At 74.3% G+C, this 25,070-nt stretch carries 21 protein-coding genes and 2 pseudogenes; 18 read left to right on the top strand and 5 right to left on the bottom strand.

The genetic code is table 11. The features are described from left to right. The first annotated feature begins 179 nt into the window (after positions 1-179). The 12 genes from H9623_RS07180 to H9623_RS07125 all read left to right on the top strand — a co-directional run bounded on the left by H9623_RS07180 (position 180) and on the right by H9623_RS07125 (position 11,100). Positions 180-1,733 carry an ABC transporter ATP-binding protein gene (locus H9623_RS07180; protein WP_193719365.1) on the top strand — a complete coding sequence of 518 codons (1,554 nt, stop codon included), beginning with the start codon at positions 180-182 and terminating at the stop codon, positions 1,731-1,733. Continuing rightward, entirely contained in the window at positions 1,730-2,995 is a 1,266-nt protein-coding gene (locus tag H9623_RS07175) for an ABC transporter permease (RefSeq protein WP_193719364.1), read from the top strand. Before H9623_RS07180 ends, H9623_RS07175 begins: the two co-directional genes overlap by 4 nt. A gap of 5 nt (positions 2,996-3,000) precedes the next feature. Continuing rightward, complete coding sequence (locus H9623_RS07170) at positions 3,001-4,269, top strand: ABC transporter permease (protein WP_321575331.1); 1,269 nt, start codon at positions 3,001-3,003, stop codon at positions 4,267-4,269. Positions 4,270-4,273: 4 nt separating this feature from the next. Continuing rightward, positions 4,274-4,717, top strand: coding sequence for a cytidine deaminase (locus tag H9623_RS07165; RefSeq protein ID WP_193719362.1), 444 nt, complete (start codon positions 4,274-4,276; stop codon positions 4,715-4,717). After that, positions 4,714-6,057, top strand: a complete 1,344-nt coding sequence (locus H9623_RS07160) for a thymidine phosphorylase (RefSeq protein WP_193719361.1) — start codon at positions 4,714-4,716, stop codon at positions 6,055-6,057. The genes H9623_RS07165 and H9623_RS07160 overlap by 4 nt, the downstream gene beginning before the upstream one ends. A gap of 2 nt (positions 6,058-6,059) precedes the next feature. After that, positions 6,060-6,497 (top strand): YidH family protein, encoded by a 438-nt coding sequence (locus H9623_RS07155; protein WP_193719360.1) that lies wholly within the window; start codon positions 6,060-6,062, stop codon positions 6,495-6,497. Next, complete coding sequence (locus H9623_RS07150) at positions 6,494-6,808, top strand: DUF202 domain-containing protein (protein ID WP_193719359.1); 315 nt, start codon at positions 6,494-6,496, stop codon at positions 6,806-6,808. Before H9623_RS07155 ends, H9623_RS07150 begins: the two co-directional genes overlap by 4 nt. A gap of 43 nt (positions 6,809-6,851) precedes the next feature. Further along, positions 6,852-7,928, top strand: a complete 1,077-nt coding sequence (locus tag H9623_RS07145; RefSeq protein WP_193719358.1) for a hypothetical protein — start codon at positions 6,852-6,854, stop codon at positions 7,926-7,928. A gap of 29 nt (positions 7,929-7,957) precedes the next feature. Then, positions 7,958-8,218 (top strand): hypothetical protein, encoded by a 261-nt coding sequence (locus H9623_RS07140; protein ID WP_193719357.1) that lies wholly within the window; start codon positions 7,958-7,960, stop codon positions 8,216-8,218. A gap of 122 nt (positions 8,219-8,340) precedes the next feature. After that, entirely contained in the window at positions 8,341-9,456 is a 1,116-nt protein-coding gene (locus tag H9623_RS07135) for an adenosine deaminase (RefSeq protein ID WP_193719356.1), read from the top strand. Further along, a complete protein-coding gene (gene deoC, locus H9623_RS07130) occupies positions 9,453-10,160 on the top strand; it encodes a deoxyribose-phosphate aldolase (protein ID WP_193719355.1) in 708 nt (235 codons plus the stop codon). Before H9623_RS07135 ends, deoC begins: the two co-directional genes overlap by 4 nt. A gap of 127 nt (positions 10,161-10,287) precedes the next feature. Next, positions 10,288-11,100, top strand: a complete 813-nt coding sequence (locus H9623_RS07125; RefSeq protein WP_193719354.1) for a siderophore-interacting protein — start codon at positions 10,288-10,290, stop codon at positions 11,098-11,100. A 9-nt stretch (positions 11,101-11,109) separates the two neighbouring features. Here H9623_RS07125 and H9623_RS07120 read toward each other — a convergent pair whose 3' ends face one another. Then, positions 11,110-11,754 carry a response regulator transcription factor gene (locus tag H9623_RS07120; RefSeq protein ID WP_321575330.1) on the bottom strand — a complete coding sequence of 215 codons (645 nt, stop codon included), beginning with the start codon at positions 11,752-11,754 and terminating at the stop codon, positions 11,110-11,112. 112 nt (positions 11,755-11,866) lie between these two features. On the opposite strand from H9623_RS07120, the gene H9623_RS07115 reads away from it, so the two are divergent. After that, complete coding sequence (locus H9623_RS07115) at positions 11,867-12,820, top strand: DUF2332 domain-containing protein (RefSeq protein ID WP_193719352.1); 954 nt, start codon at positions 11,867-11,869, stop codon at positions 12,818-12,820. A 350-nt stretch (positions 12,821-13,170) separates the two neighbouring features. Here the strand turns inward: H9623_RS07115 and H9623_RS20170 are convergent. Next, a pseudogene (locus tag H9623_RS20170) lies at positions 13,171-13,653 on the bottom strand (histidine kinase); the annotation flags it as partial. Positions 13,654-13,879: 226 nt separating this feature from the next. Between H9623_RS20170 and H9623_RS07105 the strand changes: the two are divergent. Both H9623_RS07105 and H9623_RS07100 read left to right on the top strand, forming a co-directional pair. Further along, a complete protein-coding gene (locus H9623_RS07105; RefSeq protein WP_193719351.1) occupies positions 13,880-14,284 on the top strand; it encodes a hypothetical protein in 405 nt (134 codons plus the stop codon). 159 nt (positions 14,285-14,443) lie between these two features. Then, complete coding sequence (locus H9623_RS07100) at positions 14,444-15,166, top strand: DUF4352 domain-containing protein (protein ID WP_193719350.1); 723 nt, start codon at positions 14,444-14,446, stop codon at positions 15,164-15,166. A 136-nt stretch (positions 15,167-15,302) separates the two neighbouring features. On the opposite strand, the gene H9623_RS07095 is transcribed toward H9623_RS07100, so the two are convergent. Together H9623_RS07095 and H9623_RS07090 are read right to left on the bottom strand one after the other, a co-directional pair. Then, the gene (locus tag H9623_RS07095) at positions 15,303-17,135 is read right to left on the bottom strand and encodes a phospho-sugar mutase (protein ID WP_193719349.1); all 1,833 of its coding nucleotides are present in this window, start codon (positions 17,133-17,135) and stop codon (positions 15,303-15,305) included. A gap of 1 nt (position 17,136) precedes the next feature. Further along, entirely contained in the window at positions 17,137-17,976 is an 840-nt protein-coding gene (locus H9623_RS07090; RefSeq protein WP_193719348.1) for a purine-nucleoside phosphorylase, read from the bottom strand. A 119-nt stretch (positions 17,977-18,095) separates the two neighbouring features. Here H9623_RS07090 and H9623_RS07085 point away from each other — a divergent pair, with 119 nt between their 5' ends. Both H9623_RS07085 and H9623_RS07080 read left to right on the top strand, forming a co-directional pair. Further along, complete coding sequence (locus tag H9623_RS07085) at positions 18,096-19,535, top strand: NAD(P)H-quinone dehydrogenase (RefSeq protein WP_407671858.1); 1,440 nt, start codon at positions 18,096-18,098, stop codon at positions 19,533-19,535. 149 nt (positions 19,536-19,684) lie between these two features. Continuing rightward, positions 19,685-20,404: pseudogene (locus H9623_RS07080) on the top strand (aminotransferase-like domain-containing protein); the annotation flags it as partial. 33 nt (positions 20,405-20,437) lie between these two features. Here the strand turns inward: H9623_RS07080 and H9623_RS19980 are convergent. Further along, on the bottom strand, positions 20,438-23,305 hold the full coding sequence (locus tag H9623_RS19980; protein ID WP_193719346.1) for an endonuclease/exonuclease/phosphatase family protein: 2,868 nt from the start codon (positions 23,303-23,305) through the stop codon (positions 20,438-20,440). Positions 23,306-23,505: 200 nt separating this feature from the next. Here H9623_RS19980 and H9623_RS07070 point away from each other — a divergent pair, with 200 nt between their 5' ends. Next, positions 23,506-25,044 carry a CoA-acylating methylmalonate-semialdehyde dehydrogenase gene (locus tag H9623_RS07070; protein ID WP_193719345.1) on the top strand — a complete coding sequence of 513 codons (1,539 nt, stop codon included), beginning with the start codon at positions 23,506-23,508 and terminating at the stop codon, positions 25,042-25,044. The last annotated feature ends 26 nt before the right edge of the window (positions 25,045-25,070 follow it).

Genomic DNA, 25,070 nt, shown 5'->3' with positions numbered 1-25,070 from the left:
CTTGTGAACACTTTCACAAGGTGCGCTTAGATGCAAGCGCCTCGTCGGTTCGTCTCGCCCGTCGGACGCCCGCCCCCCCCCCCCCCCCCCCCGCCGCCCCCCCCCCCCCCCCCCCCCCCCCCACCAGTCTTGGGCTAACGTCGCAGGCAAGGCTGCCCGCGCATCGAAGGAGACCGTACGTGAAGCTGGAGCTCCGCGGAATCACCAAGTCGTTCGGCCCGCTCGTCGCGAACGACCACATCGACCTCGTCATCGAACCGGGGCAGATCCACGCCCTGCTCGGGGAGAACGGCGCGGGCAAGAGCACGTTGATGAACGTGCTGTTCGGCCTCTACCAGGCCGACTCGGGCGAGATCCTGCTCGACGACGTCGAGCGTTCCTTCCGCGGCCCGGGCGACGCCCTGGCCGCCGGGATCGGCATGGTGCACCAGCACTTCATGCTCGTGCCCGTGTTCACCGTCGCCGAGAACGTCATGCTCGGGCACGAGGACACCAAGGCCGGCGGCTTCCTCGACCTGGACGCCGCCCGCAAGCGCGTGCGCGAGCTGTCCGACCGCTTCGGGTTCGGTCTCGACCCCGACGCGATCGTCGAGGACCTGCCCGTCGGCGTGCAGCAGCGCGTCGAGATCGTCAAGGCGCTCGCGCGCGAGGCGAAGGTCCTCATCCTCGACGAGCCGACCGCGGTCCTGACGCCGCAGGAGACCGACGAGCTCATCGAGATCATGCGCCAGCTCCGCGGCTCGGGCACCTCGATCGTGTTCATCACGCACAAGCTGCGCGAGGTCAAGGCCGTCGCCGACGTCATCACGGTCATCCGCCGCGGCGCCGTCGTGGGCACGGCCGAGCCGACCGCCTCCGAGAGCGAGCTCGCCTCGCTCATGGTCGGACGAGCGGTCTCGCTCGGCCTCGACAAGGCGCCCGCGCAGCCTGGTGAGGAGACCTTCGTGGTCTCCGACCTCACGGTCCTCGACCCGAACGGCCAGGCCGTGGTGGACCACGTCTCCTTCGCGGTCGCACAGGGCGAGATCCTCGCCGTCGCGGGCGTGCAGGGGAACGGGCAGACCGAGCTCACCGAGGCCATCCTCGGCCTGCTGCCCTCCGCGGAGGGGTCGATCTCCCTGCACGGGAAGGAGCTGCGGGGGCTCGCACCTGCGGCGACCCTCGGCGCCGGCATCGGGTTCGTCCCGGAGGACCGCAAGGTCGACGGCCTCGTGCTCGACTTCTCGGTCGCCGAGAACCTCGTCCTCGATCTCTACGACAAGGCGCCCTACGCCAAGGGGATCGGCCTCGACCTGAGGGAGATCCGGCGCAACGCGCAGCAGCGCATCACCGAGTTCGACATCCGCACCCAGGGGCCCGGGCAGGAGGTCGGCCGGCTCTCGGGCGGCAACCAGCAGAAGGTCGTCCTGGCGCGTGAGCTCTCCCGGCCGCTCAAGCTCTTCATCGCGAGCCAGCCGACGCGCGGCGTCGACGTGGGCTCGATCGAGTTCCTGCACCGACGCATCGTGCAGGAGCGTGACAACGGGACACCCGTCATCATCGTGTCGACCGAGCTCGACGAGGTCGTCGAGCTCGCCGACCGCATCGCCGTGATGTACCGGGGGCGGATCGTCGGCGTGGTGCCGCCGACGACGTCGCGCGAGGTGCTCGGGCTCATGATGGCCGGCGTGCCCCACGACGAGGCCATCGCACAGGTGGACGAACAGACCGACACGACGGGAGCAACCCAGTGACCGACCAGCAGCCCGCCCCGCCGCCGACGGGAGAGCCCGCGCAGGAGCAGGCCGCCGTGGCCACGCCCCAGGGGTCGGGGGAGTCTGCCCGCTGGAGCGCCACCTTCCGGGAGATCACGACCGGGCCGTTCGGCGTCACGGTCCTGGCCTTCGTCCTGGCGCTCGTCATCGGCGGGCTCCTGATCATCGTCACCGACCCTGACGTGACCGCTGCGGCCTCCTACTTCTTCGCCCGGCCCATGGACTTCTTCGCCGCGGCGTGGAGCGCCGTGAGCGAGGCCTACGCGGCGATGTTCCGCGGTGCCGTCTACAACTACGAGGCACCGACCTTCGCCCGCGGCATCCGTTCCCTCACGGAGACCATGACGGTCTCGACCCCGCTCATCATCGCCGCGCTCGGCGTGGCGGTCGGGTTCCGTGCCGGCATGTTCAACATCGGCGCCCAGGGGCAGGTCATCATGGGGGCCGCGATCGGCGGCTACGTCGGCTTCGCCTGGGACCTCCCGGTCGTGCTCCACCTGCTGCTCGCCCTGCTCGGCGGCATCCTCGCCGGCGGGTTCTGGGCCGGCATCGCAGGCTTCCTCAAGGCGCGCACCGGGGCGCACGAGGTCATCGTGACGATCATGCTCAACTACGTCGCGCTCTACCTCGTGGCCTGGTTCCTCACGACGAGCGCGTTCACGCGGCCGGGCTCGAACCAGCCGAAGAGCCCCGGCGTCAAGGACACCGCCCAGCTCCCGCTGCTGCTCGGCGACCAGTTCCGCCTCAACGCGGGGTTCATCGTCGCGATCCTCGCCGCCGTGTTCGTCTGGTGGCTCATGACGCGCTCGACGTGGGGCTTCCGGTTCCGTGCGGTGGGGTCGAACCCGCAGGCCGCCCGGACCGCGGGCATGGGCATCGCGTCGTCGTTCGTCCTCGTCATGGTCGTCTCGGGCGCGCTCGCGGGTCTCGCGGGCGCGGTGCAGATCCTCGGGACGGAGAAGGCGCTCACGGCCGGCATCGCCGGCTCGATCGGGTTCGACGCCATCACCGTCGCCCTCCTCGGTCGCTCCAAGCCGGTGGGCATCTTCTTCGCGGGCCTGCTGTACGCCGGGCTCAACGTGGGCGGACGCGCGATGGAGGCCTCGACCGGTACGTCGATCAACATCGTCCTGGTCATCCAGTCGCTCGTGGTGCTCTTCATCGCGGCGCCGCCGCTCGTGCGGGCGATCTTCCGCCTGCCTGCCCCGAACCCCGTCGTCATGAAGGGAGCCAGCGCATGACCGCCATGGCTGCACCCGCAACCCAGGTCGCCGCCGTCACGGCCAAGCGCAGCTGGAAGCTCCCCATCACGCTGGGGGTCTTCGGGCTCCTGTCGTTCGTCCTGTTCGGGCTCCTGGGCCCGGCCGGGTCGGTCACGACGTTCGGCATCTCGACCGGGGCCGACCTGCTCCAGTTCGACCCGGTGGCCGTCCCGACGCGGGCGACCGCGATCGTGCTGTCGGTCCTGTGCCTGCTGCTCGCGGGCTACTCGTACGTGCGCGTCCGCGCCGACCAGCCGGTCGGTCGCTGGGTGCTCGCAGTGTTCGGCGTGCTGTGGGTCCTGACGTTCCTCGTGTGGGCCGTCGCGGACAAGAGCACGTCGATCGTGAGCCTCCTCCAGGGGTCGCTCCTGCTCGCGGTCCCGCTCGCGTTCGGCGCCCTGGGCGGCCTGCTCAACGAGCGGGCCGGCGTCGTGAACATCGCGATCGAGGGCCAGCTCCTGACCGGGGCGTTCGGTGCCGCGGTGCTCGCCTCGATCGTGGGCAACGCCTACGTCGGGCTCGTCGCGGCCCCGCTCGCGGGCCTGCTCATCGGTGCGATGCTCGCGCTGTTCACGGTCAAGTACCACGTGAACCAGATCATCGTCGGTGTGGTGCTCAACGTGTTCGCGGTGGGCCTGACGAGCTTCCTGTTCAGCTCGGTCCTCAAGAACGACACGGCCACGCTTAACACGCCGCCGCGCCTGCCGACGCTCCCGATCCCGCTGCTGTCGGAGATCCCGATCATCGGACCAGTGCTGTTCCGCCAGTCGATCATCGTCTACCTGCTGTACGTCGCGGTCATCGTCATCAGCATCGCGCTCTTCCGTACCAAGTGGGGCCTGCGGGTGCGCTCGGTCGGCGAGTACCCGCAGGCCGCGGACACCGTCGGTATCGACGTCAACCGCACCCGGTGGCGCAACGTGCTGCTCGGGTCGATGGTCGCGGGCCTCGGTGGAGCGTTCTTCACCATCGGGTCGGTCGGGGCGTTCGGTCAGGAGATGACGGCGGGCAAGGGGTACATCGCGCTCGCCGCGATGATCCTGGGCCGGTGGAGCCCGTGGGGCGCGCTCGGCGCCGCGCTGCTCTTCGGGTTCGCGGACAAGCTCCAGCAGGTGCTCGGCGTCCTCGAGACGCCGATCCCCAACCAGTTCATGCTGATGCTGCCGTACATCGTCACGATCTTCGCCGTCGCGGGTCTCGTGGGCCGCGTGCGCGGCCCGGCCGCCGCCGGCGAGCCGTACGTGAAGGGGTGACGGCATGAGCGAGGGCTCCGGCACGACGACAGGCCCGGTCGGGGGCACGCCCGACGGCGTCGACTGGGAGGCCCTGCGGGTCGCCGCCCGGGCCGCGATGGAGAAGGCGTACGCGCCGTACTCGTCCTTCAAGGTCGGTGCGGCCGCTCTCGTCGACGACGGGCGTCTGGTCACCGGCGCCAACATCGAGAACGCGGCCTACGGCGTGACGCTGTGCGCCGAGTGCTCCCTGGTGAGCGACCTGATCGGGAGCGGGGGCGGTCGCCTGGTGGCGTTCGCGTGCGTCGACGGTCACGGCAACACGCTCATGCCGTGCGGGCGGTGCCGCCAGCTCCTGTGGGAGCACGGCGGTCCCGCGCTGCTCGTCGAGACGACCCGTGGCGTCAAGCCCATGACCGAAGTACTGCCCGACGCGTTCGGGCCCGACGACCTGGTGGAGCGAGCATGAGCACGAAGAGCATCCCGGCAGGCGCCTCCGGCGCGGTGCCCGACAGGACCGAGTCGTTCGACGCGGTCGACGTCATCCGGACCAAGCGGGACAAGGGGCGTCTGTCGGCCGAGCAGATCGACTGGGTCGTCGACGCCTACACGCGTGGCGTCGTGGCCGAGGAGCAGATGGCCGCGCTCAACATGGCGATCCTGCTCAACGGCATGGACCGCACCGAGATCGGCCGCTGGACCGCGGCCATGATCGCCTCGGGCGAGCGCATGAACTTCTCGGCGCTGTCCCGGCCCACCGCGGACAAGCACTCGACGGGGGGCGTGGGCGACAAGATCACCCTGCCGCTCGCGCCGCTCGTCGCGGTCTTCGGGGTCGCGGTGCCGCAGCTCTCGGGGCGCGGCCTCGGTCACACGGGGGGCACGCTCGACAAGCTCGAGTCCATCCCGGGCTGGCGCGCGGCGCTGACCAACGAGCAGATGATGAACCAGCTCGAGCACGTGGGCGCCGTCATCTGCCAGGCCGGCTCCGGGCTGGCCCCGGCCGACCGCAAGCTCTACGCCCTGCGCGACGTCACGGCCACGGTCGAGGCGATCCCGCTCATCGCGTCGTCGATCATGAGCAAGAAGATCGCGGAGGGCACGGGCGCGCTGGTCCTGGACGTCAAGGTCGGCTCGGGGGCCTTCATGAAGGACCTGGAGCAGGCGCGCGCGCTCGCGCGCCCCATGGTGGACCTCGGCACCCCCGCGGGCGTGCGCACCGTCGCGCTGCTGACCGACATGTCGACGCCGCTCGGCCTGACGGCGGGCAACGCGCTCGAGGTCCGCGAGACGCTCGAGGTGCTCTCGGGCGGTGGGCCGCGCGACGTCGTCGACCTGACGGTGGCTCTCGCGGTCGAGATGCTCGCCGCGGCCGGGAAGCCCGTCCCCGAGGACGAGGTGCGGCGGGCGCTGTCGGACGGCCGGGCCATGGACAAGTGGCGCGAGATGATCGCGGAGCAGGGCGGCGACGCCCGCGCCCCGCTGCCCGTGGCGCGCGAGAAGGAGCACGTGGTCGCCGACCGCGACGGCGTGCTCTCGCACCTCGACGCGTTCGGGGTGGGGGTCGCGGCCTGGCGCCTGGGCGCCGGTCGTGCCCGCAAGGAGGACCCGGTGCAGGCGGGGGCGGGGATCGAGATCCACGCCAAGCCGGGCGACGTCGTGACCAAGGGCCAGCACCTGCTCACGCTCCACACCGACACGCCCGAGCGGTTCGACCGTGCGGTCGAGGCCCTCGACGGGGCGTGGGGCGTCGCGGACCCCGGCACGGTCGTCGAGACCCCGCCGCTGATCCTCGACCGCCTGGCCTGAGCATGACCTCGGCGGCGCACGAGCCCCCGGACGACGCGGTGTCGCGTGGTCCGGGGGCCCGTGCGCCCGACGACCGCAGGCCGCGCTCGGTGTACGGGGTGGGCGAGGAGCCGGACGTCCGGTTCAGCCTGGCCAACGAGCGCACCGCGCTCGCGTGGGTCCGGACGGGCCTGGGGCTGGTCGCGGGCGGGGTCGCGCTGACGTCGTTCGCGTCGCTCGCGGAGATGTCGGGCTTCGTCGACGTGATCGCCGCGGTCGCGTGCCTGGCGGGGGCGGGCTTCGCGGCGTACGCCCTGCTGTCGTGGCGGCGCAACGAACGGGCCATGCGCCGCGGGGAGCCGCTGCCCGCCCCGACGGGTCTGCCCGTCCTGGTGGCGGGCGTCCTGGTGCTGGCGCTGCTCGTCGCGGGCTACGCCGTCACGGAGGTCTGGCGGGCGTGACGTCCCCGGCGCGCGACCCCGGCCTGCAGCCCGAGCGGACCGCGCTCGCGTGGCAGCGCACGGTCCTGGGGGTCGTGCTCGGGTCGCTCCTGCTCGCCGCGGTCAACCTGCGCGTGGGGCAGCCCGTCCTGTCGGTGCTCGCGGGCCTGCTCGCGGTCGCGACCCTCGTCCCCGCGGTGCTGCGCCCGCCGTCGGGCGGTCTTCCGCGCGACGGCGTGCTGCGGTCGTGGGACTTCCTGGTGCGGGTCGCCTCGCTCGTGGGCGTCCTGGGGCTGCTGGGCGCGGCGAGCGCGGTCGTGAGCCTGGTGTGAGGGCGGGTCGTCGTCGGGCGTCCCGGGATGGCAGGCTGTCCGGATGATCGTCGCCGACCTCCAGGTGTCCCGGGTCCTGCGCGCCGTGGGGGTGGGGCGTGGTCCGCTGCCGCTCGTGCCGCCGTCGGGCAGGTACGTGGTCCCCGGGCCCGACGACGCAGCGCCCACGGTCCGTCGGCTCGCCCGCCGCGCGGGACACCCCGGGCCGGTCGCGGACCGGCTCGTCGACGCGCTCGGGACGCTGCGCCCGTGGGAGCGGGCGCACGTGCTCGACCCGCTGCACCGGGCCGAGGCCCCCCGACCGTCGGCCGACCGTGCGGCGCCCCGCGACCCGGCCGGCGCACCGGGGGCCGGGCCGGACGCGCGCTTCGGCGAGCCGCTCGTGCTGGGCAGGGCCCGCGCGGTCCAGGTCGACGGGACGACGTGCGGCTCGGCGGTGCTCGCGGTCCTCGCCGCCGCGGGCGACCCCGTGGTCGCGCTGTGGCTCGTCGCGGGTACCGACGTCTCCCAGGGGTCCTGCGCGCACGTGGTGACCGAGGGCGCGGCGGGCGCGACGGCCCGGGAGCTCGAGACGTCGTCGGGCCGGTTCGCCGCGCTCCAGCGCCTCCTCAAGGCGCGCACGACGCACGCCGCGCTCGGCCCCCTGCCCTGGCCCGGGAGCCTCGGCACGCCCCCGTGGACGGCCGCGCGCGACGCGCGCTACGCGGACGTGCGCTACACGCACCGGATCGTGCCGGGGGCGGGCGACAAGGACCCCGTGCTCGCGAGCGCGCTGCGCTCGGCCGCGGCGGGAGTGCCCGTGCCGCTGTACACGGGCGGCGACGTCGGGACGGGCTGGTCGACCGCCGTGCCCCGGCACGTCGTGCTCCTCGCCGGGGTGAGCCCGGCGGCCGCCGGCGCTCGGGGCGGTCCCGCGGAACTGTTCGGAGGGCGCTGGTGCACGGTCTACGAGCCGTCCTCCGGGGCCCTGCACCGGCTGCGCGTCGCGGACCTCCTCGAAGGAGCTCGTGCCGACCGCGAGCCGAGCAAGGCCGTGCGCCGTGCGCTCGGCGGCTGGCCGCACGTCACCTGGGCGGTCCTGCCCGCCGGACGGGCTGGCGGGTCGCGCCGCGTCGGGTGACGATGGGGTGAGACGAGAGGAGCACCCCCATGAGCACCGTCCCCGGCACGGAGTCCTGGCGAGACGCGGGCCTGGTCACGCCCGACGACGACGACCCGAAGAACCTGGTCGAGGAGGAGCTGACGCCCCCGGCCACGCCCTCGGGCACGGACGACCCCGAGGACTACAGCCCGCGGACCCCGCGCCCGGACCTGGACGGCGAGGCGGACGAGGCCGACGTCGTCGAGCAGGCGGCCGTGGTGCCGCTCGACGAGGGGGGCGACGGGGACGGCGCGGCCGAGGGGGAGTGACCCGCGACCGGCGGCCCGGGTGCGGACCGCCGGGAGTGCGCGCGTGCGGGCGTGACGCAGCCGTGACCTCGGGACCGGGTCGCCGTCGCGTGCGCCCGGTCCGCGCCCGGTAGCGTGAGCCCATGACCTCCACACCCTCCTCCGTGAGCGAGACAGTCGCGGCGATCGCCGCGCTCCCCAAGGTCGTCCTGCACGACCACCTCGACGGCGGGCTGCGCCCCGCGACGATCATCGAGCTGGCCGCCGCGGTCGGGCACGACCTGCCCGCGACCGAGCCGGACGCGCTGGGCACCTGGTTCGTCGAGTCGGCCGACTCGGGCTCGCTCGTGCGCTACCTCGAGACGTTCGACCACACGATCGCCGTGATGCAGACGCCCGAGGCCCTCGCGCGCGTCGCGCGCGAGTCGGTCCTCGACCTCGCCGCGGACGGCGTCGTGTACGCCGAGCAGCGCTGGGCCCCGGAGCAGCACCTGCGCGGCGGCCTGAGCCTGCAGGACACCGTGGACGCCGTCCAGGCCGGGCTGGAGGAGGGCGTCGCCCTCGCGGCCGCACAGGGACGCACCATCCGTGTGGGCCAGCTCGTGACCGCGATGCGGCACGCCGACCGCTGGCAGGAGATCGCCGAGCTCGCCGTGGCGAACCGCGGCAACGGTGTCGTCGGGTTCGACATCGCGGGCGCCGAGGACGGCTTCCCGCCCTCGCGCTTCCCCGACGTCTGGCAGTACCTCGCGGACGAGAACTTCCCCGTGACGATCCACGCGGGCGAGGCCTCGGGCGTCACGTCGATCGCCGAGGCCGTCCACCTGGGCCAGGCGTCGCGCATCGGGCACGGCGTGCGTCTCGTCGAGGACATCTCGTTCGACGAGAGCCACGGCACCGCAGCGCTGGGGCAGCTCGCGCACTGGGTCCGCGACCACCAGATCCCGCTCGAGCTGTGCCCCGTCTCCAACCTGCAGACGGGCGCGGCGGCGACCTCGATCGCGGCGCACCCCATCACGCGCCTCAAGGAGCTCGACTTCGCGGTCACGCTCAACACGGACAACCGCCTCATGTCGCGCACGTCCATGACCCACGAGATGACGCTGCTCGTCGAGCAGGCCGGCTGGACGCTCGAGGACCTCTACGACGTCACGGCCACGGCCGCGTGGAGCGCCTTCATCCACCACGACGAGCGCCGCGCGCTCGTCGACGACGTCATCCTTCCCGGTTACCAGGAGATCCAAGGAGCACAGCTGTGAGCACCCCCGGCACGTCCCCCCTCGACCGCGCGGCCCTCGCGCAGTTCGTCGACCACACCCTGCTCAAGCCCGAGGCGACCCGTGCGGACGTCGAGGCGCTCGTCGACGAGGGCGTCGCGCTCGGCGTCTACTCGGTGTGCGTCTCGCCCTCGGTCCTGCCGCTCGACGGCAAGGGCCTGAAGATCGCGACCGTGTGCGGCTTCCCGTCGGGTACCCACCACAGCGAGGTCAAGGCCGCGGAGGCCGCGCGCTCGGTCGCCGACGGCGCCGACGAGGTCGACATGGTCATCGACCTGGGCGCCGCCAAGGCGGGGGACTGGGAGTACGTCCAGTCCGACATCGCGGCCGTCCGGGCTGCCGTCCCGGCCCCGAAGGTCCTCAAGGTCATCATCGAGTCCGCCGCCCTCACGGATCACGAGATCGTCGAGGCGTGCCGCGCCTCGGAGGCCGCGGGGGCCGACTTCGTCAAGACGTCCACGGGCTTCCACCCGGCCGGCGGCGCGACGACGCACGCGGTCTCGATCATGGCCGAGACCGTGGGCGGACGCCTCGGGGTCAAGGCCTCGGGCGGGGTGCGCACGCTCGCCGACGCGCTCGCCATGATCGAGCACGGCGCCACGCGCCTGGGCCTGTCCGGCACGGCCGCGGTCCTCGCGGGCTTCGACGGGATCGAGCCCGCCGAGGGCGGTGCGTCGGGCTACTGACCCGACCCCCGCGACCGCGGGACGACCGAGGGGTGGCCGAGCCCGGACGGGCGGCCACCCCTCGGCGTATCCGGGTTAGGCTAGCCTCACTTCGCCATCGCGGGCGGAGCACCGCCTGGAGGACCGCATGACCGACCCCACCCCCCGCAAGCCCGAGCGCGTCGCGACCCGTGCCGTCGTCGTGCGCACCGAGCGCCTGACGCCGCACATGATCCGTGTGGTGCTCGGCGGTGAAGGGCTCGACGGCTTCGACGCGGGCCCGTACACCGACCGCTACGTCAAGCTGCTCTTCCCGGAGGCCGCAGGCCCCGAGGGCCGCGTCCCGATGCGCACCTACACGATCCGCTCCTGGGACCCCGCCGCGCGCGAGCTGGCCATCGACTTCGTGGCCCACGGCGACGAAGGGCTCGCCGGCCCCTGGGCCGCCGCCGCCCGGCCCGGGGACCCGATGTCCTTCCTCGGCCCCGGTGGTGACTACGCGCCGTCGGGCACCGCCGACTGGCACCTGCTGGTGGGCGACGAGAGCGCCCTGCCCGCCATCGCGGCAGCCCTCGAGGCCGTGCCCGACGGCGTCCCCGTCCTCGCGGTGGTGGAGGTCGCCTCCGCTGCGGAGGAGCAGCCCCTCACCTCGCCCGGCGCGCTCGACCTGCGCTGGGTCCACCGGGACGCCCACCCGGACCGGGCGCCGGGCGACGTGCTCGTCGAGACCGTCGAGGCGCTCACGTTCCTTCCTGGCACTCCCCAGGTGTTCCTGCACGGCGACGCCGGGTTCGTGCGCACGCTGCGCCGCCACGTCCGCCTCGGGCGCCAGGTCCCCGTGACCGCGCTGTCCGCGTCCGGCTACTGGCGGCGCGGGCGCACCGAGGAGGGCTGGCGCGCCGAGAAGGCCGACTGGAAGGCCGCCGTCGCGCTCGACGAGCAGCCCGTCCTGCGGACCTGACGGGGGCCCTCAGCGGGCACGCTCGACCGCGATCGCGACCGCGACCCGGTTGGGCAGGTCCAGCTTGGTCATGGTGCGGCTCAGGTGCGTCTTGACGGTGGCCTCCGCGCAGTAGAGCCGCTCGCCGATCTGCGCGTTGCTCAGCCCCTCCGCGACGCCCTGGGCGATCTCTCGCTCGCGCTCCGTGAGCAGGCCGAGGAGCGCCCGGGCGCGCTGCTGCTCGCTGGTCACCTGACCCTGAGCGACCCGGGAGACCACGTAGCGGACCACGCGCGGGGCCAGCACCGACTCGCCGTCCGCCACCGCCAGGACACCCCCGATGAGCTCGGTGGGCGAGGCGTCCTTGAGCAGGAAGCCCCCCGCCCCGGACTCCAGGGCGCCCAGGACGTCGGTGTCGCTCTCGAAGCTCGTCAGGACCAGCACGACCGGAGGGTCGGGGAGGGCGCGCAGCGCACGCGTCGCCTCGATGCCCTGGACGCGCGCCATGCGCAGGTCCATCAGGACGACGTCCGGGCGGTGCGCGAGGAACGCCGGGACGGCCTCGTCCCCGTCGGTCGCCTCCGCGACGACCTCGATGCCGGGGTTGCTCGACAGGATGAGTCGCAGGCCCGTACGGACGAGCGCGTCGTCGTCGACCAGGAGTACTCGGATCACGCGTCGATCGTAGGGGCAGCCGCCCACAACCCCTCTTCCGCGGCCGCCGATCCGGTCGCCGGGTGCGGGCAGCCCGGGCACGTGCACGGCCCGTCGGCTACGCTCCGGGCGCATGGGGGAGCTGGCAGAGAGCTACGTCCGGTGGGCCGACGTCGAGACGCGGGGTTCCTCCCCGTCGTACGAGGGATGGGCGCGCGCGATCGCGGCCGACGACCAGGTGCTCGCCCTCATCGGGGCCCTGCCCGCTCGCAAGCGGCAGCCCAACCTGGTCTTCGCGGCGGCCCGGACCGCGGGCGCCCCGCTCGACGAGTACCACCGGTTCCGCCCCTGGCTCGTCCGGCACTGGCCCGAGGTCGCGGACATCGTGCTCGCCCGCTCCACCCAGACCAACGAGGCCGCCCGCTGCGCGCTGCTCGTGCCCGAGCTGGCCCGGCTCGACGGACCGCTCGCGCTCGTCGAGGTCGGCGCCTCCGCCGGCCTGTGCCTCTACCCGGACCGGTACTCCTACCGCTACCGCACGCCCGACGGCGTCGTCGCGCTCGATCCGGTCACGGGTCCCTCGTCCGTGGTGATCGGGTGCGCGATCGACGCGGGGATCGCGGCACCGACGCGGCTGCCCGACGTGGCGTGGCGAGCGGGCATCGACCTCAACCCTCTCGACGTCGGCGATCCCGACGACGTCGCCTGGCTGCGGGCTCTCGTGTGGCCCGAGCACCACGACCGCCGCGAGCGCCTCGAGGCGGCGTGCGCACTCGTGGCCACGGATCGACCGCACCTCGTCCGCGGAGACCTCCTCGACGACCTCGACGAGCTCCTGGGGTCAGCACCCACCGACGCGCACCTGGTGGTCTTCCACAGCCAGGTGCTGATGTACGTCGAGCCGGCGGGCCGGGAGCGGTTCGTCGAGCGCATGCGCGGGCTCGACGGGACCTGGATCTCGCACGAGGACTCCCGGGTGCTGGGGTCCTCCGCGGGCCTGGCCCACGACGGCAGGACCGTGCTCACCGTGGACGACGTCCCGGTCGCGCGGGCCGACCCGCACGGACGGAGCATCGAGCGCCTGTGAGCGGGCCTCACCCGGGCCGGGGGGGGGGGGGGGGGGGGGGGGGGGGGGGGGCCCGGTGCGTCCGGGAGCGGGTTGGCGACGCGCAGGCTCACCCCGCTCGCCGGGTCCCCGCCGAGGTCGATGAGGACCTCGCTCCCGGGCGCGTGCTTGTGCACGTTCGTCAGCGACTCCTGCAGGATCCGGTAGGTCGCACGCGCGACCTGCGGGCTGATCGACGAGGCCTCGTCGAACACCACGGTCGCGACCAGGCGCGTCCCCGCGGCCCGGGTCGTGGCGAGCAGCGCCGGCAGGTCCGACAGCGTGCCGCCGGCGCGCTGAGCCTGACGCTGGGCCAGCCCGTCCGGGTCGCGCAGGATCTCGATCAGGTCCCGGAGGTCCTCGAGCGAGCGATGGGCGTTCTCACGGACCACCTTGGCCGCGTCGCGGAGCTGTCCGTCCTCCTCGGGGACCGAGACCTCGAGCACCCCCGAGTGCAACGACACGAGCGAGAGGGAGTGTGCGAGCGTGTCGTGCACCTCGCGTGCGATCAGGTGGCGCTCCTGCTGCCGGGCGACCTCCTCCTGCTGGCGGCTCACCTCGTCCCTCAGCCTCTCGGTGACCTGGTCCTGGCGGGCGACCTCGTCGCGCAGGTGCTCGGCCACGACCTCGTGGTGCTGCGCCTCGCCGCGGAAGCGGCCGACCTGGTAGTGCGCGCGCCGGGCCCAGCCCACGCTCACCGAGAGCGCGAGCCCGCCGACGAGCAGCAGGACGTAGACCCACGGTGCTGCCCCGACCGCTGCCTGCGCCCCGGTCGGGGTGAACGAGAAGATCTGGTGCTCGGGCTCGCGGACCATGTCCCGACCGAGGGCGACCGCCGTCGCGAGGGCCGTCACCGCGCCCAGGAGCCATCCCGTCCGCACCGGCCGGGAGGAGATCACCCAGGAGAGCGCGACGAGCGCCCCGATCGCGTCGAGCGGGAAGACCAGGGCCCCGGCGCACGCCACCACGCAGACCGCGACGGGATAGCGGCGCCGGAACACGAGCAGGGTCGCGACCCCGACGGCGTACAGCCAGCCGAGCATGACCCACACCACCGTGCCGCCGCTGGGCGCGGCGCCGTCGACCATCCCTCCCGCCGACCCCGCGTACGTGACGCACGCGGACGAGGCGAAGAACGAGGCCGCGACGATCCAGACCGTCGCCGCACGGGACCACCAGCGCCGGCCGCCGGTCGGCCGGTCGGGGACCCTCCCGGGCGAGGGGGCCGGGGGCGGCACCGCGGGACGCCCCTGGGGCGCGGCGGTCCGTCCCTGTCCCTGCTGCCACCCCGCTGGGTGCGGGGCAGCACCTGGGGGGACCCGGCCGCCCGGCGGGACCGGGGCGGCGCCCGGCCGTCCCGGCGGCACGGGACCGCTGCGGTGCGGCGTCGCGCGGGGCCAGGGGGCGCCCGAGGGCGGGTACGGGGTGGTCACGGCCCCAGCGTAGGGAAAGCCACCGACGGAGGGAGTCCACCGACCGGTGCGGCGGGCCGTCGTCCGCGTACGACTTTCGGTGCGCCGACCGTACCCGGACCGCCGACGCCCGGGCAGGGCCCGGCGCGGTGAGGTGGTGACGTACCGATCCGGAACCACGAGAGGCCCTCCCATGAGCAACGACCCGGCGCAGCAGCCGCCCGTCCAGCAGCAGCCGTACCCCGCCCAGCAGCCGGCGCAGCAGCCGTACCCGCAGCACCCGTACCCGGGAGGACCCGTCTCGGCGCCGCGCAGGTCCTTCTTCGCGCGGCACAAGGTCTTCACGGTCTTCCTGGCGATCCTCGCGCTGATCGTCGTCGTCTCGGTCGCCGCCAACCTCGGTGGCGACGACCCGGCGGGCGGCACGGGAGCGGCCGGGACGACGGACGCTGCTGAGCCGGGGGCGGAGCCGGGCACCGGTGAGGAGGCCCCCGCCGCCCCGGAGCCGGCAGCGCCCGCGGCGCCCGGTATCGGCACGGCCGTGCGCGACGGCAAGTTCGAGTTCACGGTCACGGCCGTCGAGCCGGGCGTCGGCCGGGTGGGTGACGACCTCCTGGGGGTCGACGCCCAGGGACAGTTCGTCCTGGTCCACGTCACGGTGACGAACATCGGCGACGCCGCCCAGATGTTCGACTCGAGCTCCCAGAAGCTGTTCGACGCCCAGGGACGGGAGCACTCGGCCGACTCCACCGCCGGGATCTACCTGGGGGACGCCAACAGCTTCCTCAACGACATCAACCCCGGCAACTCGATCCAGGGCGTCGTGGTCTTCGACGTCCCCGCCGACGCGGTGCCCGCGAGCATCGAGCTCCACGACTCCTTCCTGTCGGGCGGGACGCAGGTCGCGCTCGGCTGACGGGCCCCGAGGCAGGGCGCGCCAGCACGGACGACGCAGGCCGTCGCCCCGCTCCCGGGGAGCGGGGCGACGGCCTGCGTCGCGCGGTCGGCCGAACGGGACGGTCGCTGTCGCGACCGCGGGCGGACCGACCCGGTCAGATCCCGAGCGCCGCCGCGACGTCCGCGCGGACCTGGTCGAGACGCGTCCGGGCGAAGGCCCGGGCTGCCGTGAGGTCGTCGTAGCTCGCGTCCGGGGCGACCGGGACGATGACCTCGAGATAGCACTTGACCTTGGGCTCGGTGCCGCTGGGGCGCACGATGACCCGCGTCCCGTCCGCCGACAGCAGCCGCACGCCGTCGGTCGGGGGCAGGCCGTCGAGCCCCTCGGACAGGTCGAGGACCTCGGACACCCCCGAGCCTGCGAGGGTTCGCGGGGGAGCCGCGCGCAGGCGCGACATGGCGGCCGGGATCTCGTCGAGGTCCGTGAACCGGGCCGAGAGCTGGTCGGTCACGTGCAGGCCGTGAGCGCGCGCGAGGTCGTCCAGGGCGTCGACGAGCGTGCGCCCCTCGGCCTTGAGCCGGTTCGCGAGCTGCGCGAGGAGGAGGGCCGCGCTGATGCCGTCCTTGTCGCGCACGTCCTGCGGGTCGACGCAGTAGCCGAGCGCCTCCTCGTAGCCGTAGACCAGGCCGTCGACGCGTGAGATCCACTTGAACCCCGTGAGCGTCGCGGAGTAGCCCAGGCCGTGGCTCTCGGCGATCTTGCGCAGCAGCCGCGAGGACACGATCGAGCTCGCGAAGAACGGGGGCGCTCCGTCGGTGCCCCCGGCCCCGCCGGGCGTCGCGCGCCTGCCGATCTCCTCACCCAGCAGCGAACCCACCTCGTCGCCGTGCAGCATGCGCCACCCGTTCGAGCGGGCGGTCTCCGCCCCCTGGTACGTCCCGACACGAGGGTCGTACACCGCGAGCGCGCAGCGATCCGCGTCGGGGTCGTTCGCGATCACGAGGTCTGCCTTGGCGTCCTGCGCGTAGGCGAGCGCGAGGTCGATCGCCCCCGGCTCCTCCGGGTTGGGGAAAGCCACCGTGGGGAACAGCGGGTTCGCCTCGAACTGCTCCGCGACGCTGATGACGTCGGTGAACCCCGCATCCTTCAGGACCCGGTCGAGCACCTCCCCACCCACGCCGTGCAGCGGGGTCGCGACGATGCGCAGGTCGCGCGCGGCGCCGTCGGACAACCGGCCCACCGACTCGACGTAGCCGAGCGCGAGATCGCGCCCGAGGACCGTCCAGCCGTCCGTCGCGCGCGGGACGCGCGCGGCCACGGGCGCGCGGTCGATCGCGGCCGCGATCTCGGCGTCGTACGGGGGGACGATCTGGGCGCCCTGCCCGGAGTCCGTGACCACGCGCCCACCGAGGTACACCTTGTACCCGTTGTCCGCGGGTGGGTTGTGGCTCGCGGTCACCATGACGCCCGCGTCGGTGCCCAGGTGGCGCACCGCGTACGCGAGCACGGGCGTCGGCAGCGGGGAGGGCAGGATCGACGCCTCGAGGCCCGCGGCCGTGAACACCGCCGCGCTGTCGAGCGCGAACGTGTGCGAGTGGTGGCGGGCGTCGTACCCGATCACCACCCGGGGCGTCTGCCCCGGGAGGGCGTCCCGCAGGAACGACGCGAGGCCCGCCGCAGCCCGGATGACCACGGCCCGGTTCATGCGGTTGGGGCCCGCGGCCATCTCGCCGCGCAGCCCCGCCGTGCCGAACTGCAGGGTGCCGGCGAACCGGTCACGCAGCTCCGCCCGGGCGCGGGCGCGCAGCTCGTGGTCGCGCGGGTCGGGGGAGTCGGCCTCGGCCAGGAGCGTGCGCAGCTCGGCCTGGTCGCGCGGCTCGGGGTCCGCCTCGATCCAGGCCTCGACCTGCTCCAGGAAGGTCGCGTGGTCCTGCCCCGACTCGTAGCCGGGGTCGTCCACGTCGAGGTAGTCGGGTCGGTTCGTCATGTCACACCAGCTTCGCGATCTCGGCGAGCAAGGAGCTGATCCGGGGGCCGGCCGCCTGGCCCGCCTCGATGACCTCACCGTGCGAGAGCGGCGTCGGGCTGATGCCCGCGGCAAGGTTCGTCACCAACGAGATGCCCAGGACCTCGAGCCCCGCGTGCCGCGCGGCGATGGCCTCGAGCGTGGTCGACATGCCGACCAGGTCCGCACCCAGGATGCCAGCCATGCGGACCTCGGCGGGGGTCTCGTAGTGCGGGCCGGGGAACTGGGCGTACACGCCCTCCCCGAGCGACCCGTCGACGGACCGCGCCAGGTCGCGCAGGCGCGGGGAGTACAGGTCCGTCAGGTCGACGAACGTCGCGCCCTCGAGCGGGGACGTCGCCGTGAGGTTGATGTGGTCCCGGATGAGCACCGGGGTGCCCGGACCGTGGTCGAGGTTGAGACCGCCGCAGCCGTTCGTCAGGATCACGGTCTGCGCGCCGGTCGCGGCCGCGGTACGCACCCCGTGCACGACGTGCCGCACGCCCTTGCCCTCGTACAGGTGGGTGCGCGAGCCGAGCACCAGTGCGTGGCGGACCGAGCCGTCGGCCCGCTCGATGCGGATCGAGCGCGTCGTCGCGACGTGGCCCGCGACCGCGGGCTTCGAGAACCCGGGGATCTCGTTCGTGGGGATCTCCGCGACGACGTCGCCCAGGAGCTCGGCCGCCCCGCCCCAGCCCGAACCGAGCACGAGGGCGACGTCGTGGCCCTCGATCCCGGTGGCTTCGGCGATGTGGTCCGCAGCGGCGCGGGCCACGAGGAACGGGTCGGTCGTGGGGTCGTCGAGAGACAAGGTCGTCGTCATAGGACGAGGCTAACCGTTCTGAGGCCCCGCGCCGCGCGGAACGCCCGTCGTCGCCCCGGCCGGTCGGCTTGTCCGCATGCTGACACGAAACCTCCTCGGATGCTGACAGAATGGCACCCGTGACGAACGAGAACCCCGACCTGCAGGCCACCCGCATCGTGATCCTGGGCGGTGGACCCGGAGGCTACGAGGCGGCTCTCGTCGCCCGACGGCTCGGCGCCGACGTCACGGTCGTCGAGCGCCAGGGGCTCGGCGGTGCCGCCGTCCTCACCGACGTGGTCCCCTCCAAGACCCTCATCGCGACCGCCGACTGGATGACGATCGCCGACCGTGCCGCCGACCTCGGCATCCGGCTCCCCGTGGACACCGCGAAGGCCGCGCACCCCGCGATGCGCCGCCACATGGTCGACCTCGACGCCGTCAACACGCGCGTCATGGCGCTCGCGGCCGCACAGTCCGCCGACATCCACGCACGCCTCGAGCGCGAGGGAGTGCGCGTGCTGCTCGGCCAGGGCCGGCTCGACGGGCCGTCGCGCGTGCACGTCACGCTCCAGGAGGACGCGGAGGAGGTGCTGGTCGAGGCCGACGTGATCCTCCTCGCGCTCGGCGCGACCCCGCGCGTCCTGCCGACCGCCGTCCCGGACGGTGAGCGCATCCTCACGTGGACCCAGCTCTACAACCTCAAGGAGCTCCCCGAGCGCCTGATCGTCGTGGGGTCCGGCGTCACGGGCGCCGAGTTCGCGGGGGCCTACAACGCGCTCGGGTCGGACGTCGTGCTCGTCTCGAGCCGGGACCGCGTGCTGCCGGGCGAGGACGCCGACGCGGCCGAGCTCATCGAGGGAGTCTTCCGCTCGCGCGGCATGACCGTCATGTCCCGCACGCGCGCCGAGGCCGCGGTCCGCACCGAGGAGGGCGTCGAGGTCACGCTCGCCGACGGGCGGGTGGTCAAGGGATCGCACGTGCTCCTCGCGGTCGGGTCCATCCCCTCGACCGCGGGCATCGGGCTCGAGGAGGCGGGAGTCCGCCTGACCCCGGGCGGTCACGTGCAGGTCGACAAGGTCTCGCGCACCTCGGTGCGCGGCATCTACGCGGCCGGTGACTGCACGGGCATCCTGCCGCTCGCCTCGGTCGCGGCGATGCAGGGTCGCGTGGCCATGTCGCACGCGCTGGGTGACGCGGTGAGCCCCATCAAGCTGCGCACGGTCGCGGCGAACATCTTCACGGCCCCCGAGATCGCGACCGTCGGGTACGGCGAGGAGAAGCTCAAGGAGCAGGGGTCGCGGTACGTGACCACGACCCTGCCGCTGGCCCGCAACCCGCGCGCGAAGATGCTCGGCATGCGCGACGGGTTCGTCAAGCTGTTCGCGCACCCCGAGGCGAGCGTCGTCCTGGGCGGCGTGGTCGTCGCCCCGCGCGCGAGCGAGCTCATCTTCCCCATCACGCTCGCGGTCGCGCACCGTCTCACGGTCGACGACGTCGCCGAGGCCTTCACGGTCTACCCGTCGCTGTCGGGGTCGATCGCGGAGGTCGCTCGCATGCTCCACCACCGCGAGGACTGAGGCGCAGGCGCCGTCGGTCCGTCGAGGCGTCGGGCCGACGGCGCTGCCCGGCGGGGGTGCGCGGGACGCCGGTGCGACCGGTCGCCCGACCGTCCCAGGCGGGTGCGGACGGCGAGGCCCGCGCACAGCACGACCGCGAGGCCTCCCGCGACGTCGACCGCGCTCTCGGGTCGAGCGGCGCCCGAGCGTTCTACGCCCAGCCCACCTACGCCAACCCGACCGGGGCGCAGTGGTCCACACGGCTCGGCCGCGACGTGCTCGACGTCGTCCGCCGGCACGGCGCGTTCCTCGTCGAGGACGACTGGGCGCACGACCTGGCGATCGACACCGATCCTCGCCCGGTCGCCGCGTACGACGACGACGGGCACGTGATCTACCTGCGCTCGCTCACCAAGAGCGTCTCGCCCGCGCTGCGGGTCGCGGCCGTGGTCGCCCGGGGCCCTGCACGCGACCGCATCCAGGCGGACCTCGGAGCCACCTCGATGTACGTCAGCGGGCTCCTGCAGGCGGCTGCGCTCGACGTCGTGACCCAGCCCGCCTGGCGCAGCCACCTGCGTGGCGTCCGCCCCCGGCTCCGAGCGCGCCGCGACCTGCTCGCCGAGGCGTTGCGTGAGCACGTCCCCGAGGCCACCCTGGACCGGGTGCCGGCCGGTGGGCTGAACCTGTGGCTGCGCCTGCCGGACGGGACCGACCTCGACCTGCTCGTGCGGGAGTGCGAGGCCCGCGGCGTGCTCGTCGCCCCGGGCGGGGAGTGGTTCCCCGCCGAGGCCCCGGGGCCCTGCGTCCGGCTGAGCTATGCCGGTCCTGACCCGGACCGCTTTCCCGAGGCCGCCCGGGTGATCGGCGAGGCCTTGCGCGCTGCGCGCTGAGTCCGGGCTGCCCGAGATGCCCGGGCTGCCCGGTCAGCCCGTGGTCTCCGGGGCGGCCGCCTCCTTCTCCTCCCCGGGCCGGACGACGGCCACGAGCGGGCGGTGGTCCGACGAGACGTCGTCGAGGACCTGGAAGCGCTCGAAGGTGAGTCCCGAGCCGAAGACCCAGTCGATCCGGTGGCGCGGCGCCGTGGCGGGGGACGTGAGGTCGTCCGCGTTCCCTGCGTCGTCCTGCCCGCTGAGCAGGCCCTGGGACTCGACCAGGTCGATCTCCTCCCAGCCGGGCTCGGCGTTGAGGTCGCCGGCGAGCACGAACGGCCCGTCGACCGGTTCGGCGGCGAAGAGGGCGTCGAGCTGGTCGAGCCGGGTGGGCGTGTTCTCGCGACGGTGCTGCAGGTGCACCGAGGTCACGCGCACGCCCTCGGACCAGGTCGCGTCGGACCCGTCGACGGGTGTCACGGTCGCGGAGATCGCCGACCGGTACTGGGGCCCGGCGCCGTAGGGCAGTGCGAGCCGCGAGACGTCGGCCACGGTGACGCTCGCGGGGTCCCACAGGATCGCGTTCCCGAACTGCCGGTCGGCCGCGCCGACGAACACGACCTCCATGTCGGTGGCGCGGGCGAGGTAGGTCGCCATGTCCACGCCGCCGCCCAGCACCCAGCCCCGCGAGACCTCCTGGAGGGCCACGACCTGGGCGCCCGATCCCCGGATCGTCGCGGCGACCTGGTCGAGCTCGACCGACGGCGTCGCGCTGACCCCGTAGTGCAGGTTCCAGTCGAGGACGACGAGTCCCTGCTCGGTGCTCGTCGCGGCTGCCGGGGCGTCGTCGGGCAGGTCGATCGACTGCACGACGACCCCGCCCGCGGCCAGGACCGCGACGCCGGCGACCACCGGGAGGGCTACCCGCACGCTCGGCGGCGCGACGCGCGCGGCGGCCGCGGTGCCCGCCGCGGACGCAGGGAGCGGCGGCGTGCGGCGCAGCCCGGCGAGCGCCAGCACGAGCGCGACCGCGACCGGCACCACGGCGTTCGGCACGGGCAGGGGCACGTCGTAGTCGAGCTGGTAGACCAGCAGGGGGAGGATCAGCCCCAGCCCGACGGCGGTGCTCGCCCCGGCCAGGCGCAGCCAGCCGATGTCCCGGGCAGGCCGGGTCAGGGCGTGCACGACGGCGTCGGTCGAGGCGACCGCCAGGCCGACGACGCAGATCAGGAGGGCCCAGGAGAGGAATCCGTCGACCTCCTCCGTCCGGCCCGGCAGCACGAACACGACGACCGTCACGGCGAGCATGGCCACGAGGTCGGCCACCCTGCCCAGCAGCGCGAGGACGGCGCTGCCGCCCGGTCGGCTGGACCGTGCGGTCCCCCGGACGGTGGTCAGGCCGACCAGCAGCGCGGCGACCGCGACGCCTCCGGCAGCCACGGTCAGGGGGAGGCCCGTCTGCGCGGAGACGAAGGACGGGTTGCCGAACACCATGATGCCCAGCGCGAGGTACGGGCCGAGCACCCAGAGACCGCGGGCCCCGGGCGCGGCCGTGTCACGGCGCAGCAGCCACGCCGCGACCACGGCGAGGCCGCCGAGGGCGAGGGGGCCCGCCCAGGCGAGCAGGCCCGTGCGCCAGTAGGCGTCCCACGTGCCGTACAGCAGGCTCACGCCCGCGGCACCGAGGACGCCCAGTGCGACGCCCAGCGCGACCATGCGTCCGTTCGCGAGCGGCGACCACGCGCCGCCGACCCTCTCGGGGGAGTCGTCCCCCGGGACGGGACGGACGCCGCTCACGAAGCCGGCCACGATGACGAGGGTGGCCACCGCGAGGGCCGTACCGCCGAGCCCCAGCCCGTAGCGGGCGGAGCCGAGCGTCCCCTCGGACCCGGCCGCGATGCCGAGGCCCTGCAGCCCCAGGCGCCATGCCACGAGGGCCAGGACGGCGCCGAGCGTGACCCGGCCGGAGATCGGGAGCCGGGCCGCGATGATCGTCACCGCGAGCGCCGGTGCCGCGTAGGTGACCAGGGCGGTCCCGGCGGCGACGACCACGCCCGCGGAGAAGGCACGGTCCAGCAGGGGGCCGCTCGCCCGGATCATCTCGACCGCGAGCGCCGTGACCACGGTGAGCAGGAGCAGGCGGGCGGCGTTGCCGCGGCCGAGGCGGGTCACGTGGCGGGCCGCGTGGGAGAGCTGGCGCCTCGTGGGGAACGGCGTCGCGGAGCCGGAGCCGGGGGCGGCCAGGGGCGCGACCGCATCGGGGGTGGCCAGGGCCCCGGGGGCGGCGCCGGTCGGCGTGGGGGCGACGAGGGGGGTGGCCGCCGGGGCCGTGACAGGGCCGACGGTGCCGACGGCGACTGCGGGGGCGGCCGGGCGCTCGGCCGCGGCCGCGACGGCGGGGGTGGCCGGTGCGGCGTGCTCGGCGGGCGGGGTCGCGCCACCCTTGGCGGGCTGGGCCAGGGCGAAGCGTGCCGCGCGCTCGCGCCACGCGGAGACCGGCACCGGCGTCGGAGTCTCGGTCGGCACCTCGACCCGCTCCCACGCGGCGGCACCCGCCGGTGCCTGTTCCCGGGCGGTGGCCACGGTGTCCTGTGCCGGCCCGGTGCCGGTGTCCGCCCGGACCGCCGTGGTGCGTGCCGTGACCCGGCCGGCCGCGCCGCCCGTCGCGGGCGGGCCGGCGGTGGGCGCCCCGGGCAGGGGCAGCGCCGCGGTCCGGGGGCGGGAGACCGGCAGCGTCCCGGTCGAGGGGGACGGCTGCCACGACGAGTCCGCCTGGCGCTCGAGCGCGGCCTGCTCGGCGGCGCGGCGCTCGGCGCGGGTGAGGGGCCGGGCGGGGTCGGCCTCGCGCCCGGTGGGAGGGGGGCCGGTCGGGGATCGGCGGTCGCCGGGGTCGGGGTCGTTCGTGCGGTGCTCGTCGGTCACGGCCCGACCGTACCCGGGGCCGGTGGCGCTGCGACAGTGGCGCACGGGACGCACGCGACGCGACGGGTGGCTTCGCCCGACCGACACACCGGCCGACTGTGACCGACCTCACACGAACGGGTCGCTCGTGCCACACTGAGACTCAGTCGTCGACGACCCGGGCCGCCGCTCACCGTGCCGTGCCCGGGAGGGAGGCCAGCATGACGAGCAGCACCCCCGTGCAGGACCCCGGGGTGGTCGGCCACGTCGTCGGGGGCCGACGGGTGGACGACGCCGACCGGCACGGTCCCGTCCACGACCCGTCGACCGGCCGCGTCACGGGGCGCGTGGCGCTCGCCTCGGCAGCGGACGTGGACGCCGCCGTCGCCGCGGCGCTCGCGGCCTTCCCCGGCTGGTCCCGGACGGGGCTGTCGCGTCGCGTCGAGATCCTCTTCGCGTTCCACGAGCTCCTGCGCTCGCACCGCGACGAGATCGCGCACCTGGTCTCGGCCGAGCACGGCAAGGTCGTGAGCGACGCCCAGGGCGAGGTGGCGCGCGCCCTGGAGAACGTCGAGTTCGCGGCCGGGATCCCGCACCTGCTCAAGGGCGGCTTCAGCCAGCAGGTCTCGACGGGGGTCGACGTGCACGAAGTGAGGCAGCCGCTGGGGGTCATGGCAGGCATCACCCCGTTCAACTTCCCGTTCATGGTGCCGTTGTGGATGATCCCGACGGCGATCGCGTGCGGCAACACGTTCGTGCTCAAGCCGAGCGAGCGCGACCCGTCGGCCTCGTTGCTCGTCGCGCGCCTCCTGTCCGAGGCCGGGCTGCCCGACGGGGTCGTCAACGTGGTCCAGGGCGACCGGGTCGCGGTCGACCGGCTCCTCGAGCACCCCGACGTCGCCGCGGTCAGCTTCGTCGGCTCGACCCCCGTCGCACGTCACGTGTACGAGACGGGCACGCGCCACGGCAAGCGTGTCCAGGCCCTGGGTGGGGCGAAGAACCACCTCGTCGTCCTGCCCGACGCCGAGCTCGACGCCGCGGCGGACGCTGCGGTATCGGCGGGGTACGGGTCGGCGGGGGAGCGGTGCATGGCGATCTCGGTCGTGGTCGCGGTCGGCGACGTGGCCGACGCCCTGGTCGAGGCGATCCGCGTGCGCGTGCTGGGGCTCGTCGTCGGGCCGGGGAACGACCCCGCCTCCCAGATGGGGCCGCTCATCACGGCCGAGCACCGGGACCGTGTCGCGGCGCGCGTGGGCAGCGCTCTCGAGGAGGGCGCGCGCCTCGTCGTGGACGGACGCGACGGCCCGCCCGTCGGGCCGGGGCCGGGCGGCGAGGACACCAGCGGCGGGTTCTTCCTGCGTCCGAGCCTCGTGGACCACGTGCGGCCCGAGCACACCGTGTACCGCGAGGAGGTCTTCGGGCCCGTCCTCTCGGTCGTGCGCGTCGAGGCGTTCGACGACGCCCTGCGGCTCGTCAACGAGAACCCCTACGGCAACGGGGCCGCGATCTTCACCCGCGACGGGGGCGCGGCCCGCCGGTTCGAGGTCGAGGCGCAGGCCGGGATGATCGGCGTCAACGTCCCCATCCCGGTGCCCGTCGGCTACTACTCGTTCGGCGGGTGGAAGGGCTCGCTGTTCGGGGACTCCCACATGTACGGGCCCGAGGGCATCCACTTCGCGACCCGCACCAAGGTCGTCACCTCGCGGTGGCCGGACCCCGCGACCAGCAGCATCGACCTCGGCTTCCCGCGGACGCGGTGAGCGACGGGCCCGGACGAAGGGTGGTG

This window comes from Oerskovia douganii (assembly GCF_015142735.1).
GTDB lineage: Bacteria > Actinomycetota > Actinomycetes > Actinomycetales > Cellulomonadaceae > Oerskovia > Oerskovia douganii.
This window is presented reverse-complemented; position numbering and strand designations above follow the sequence as displayed.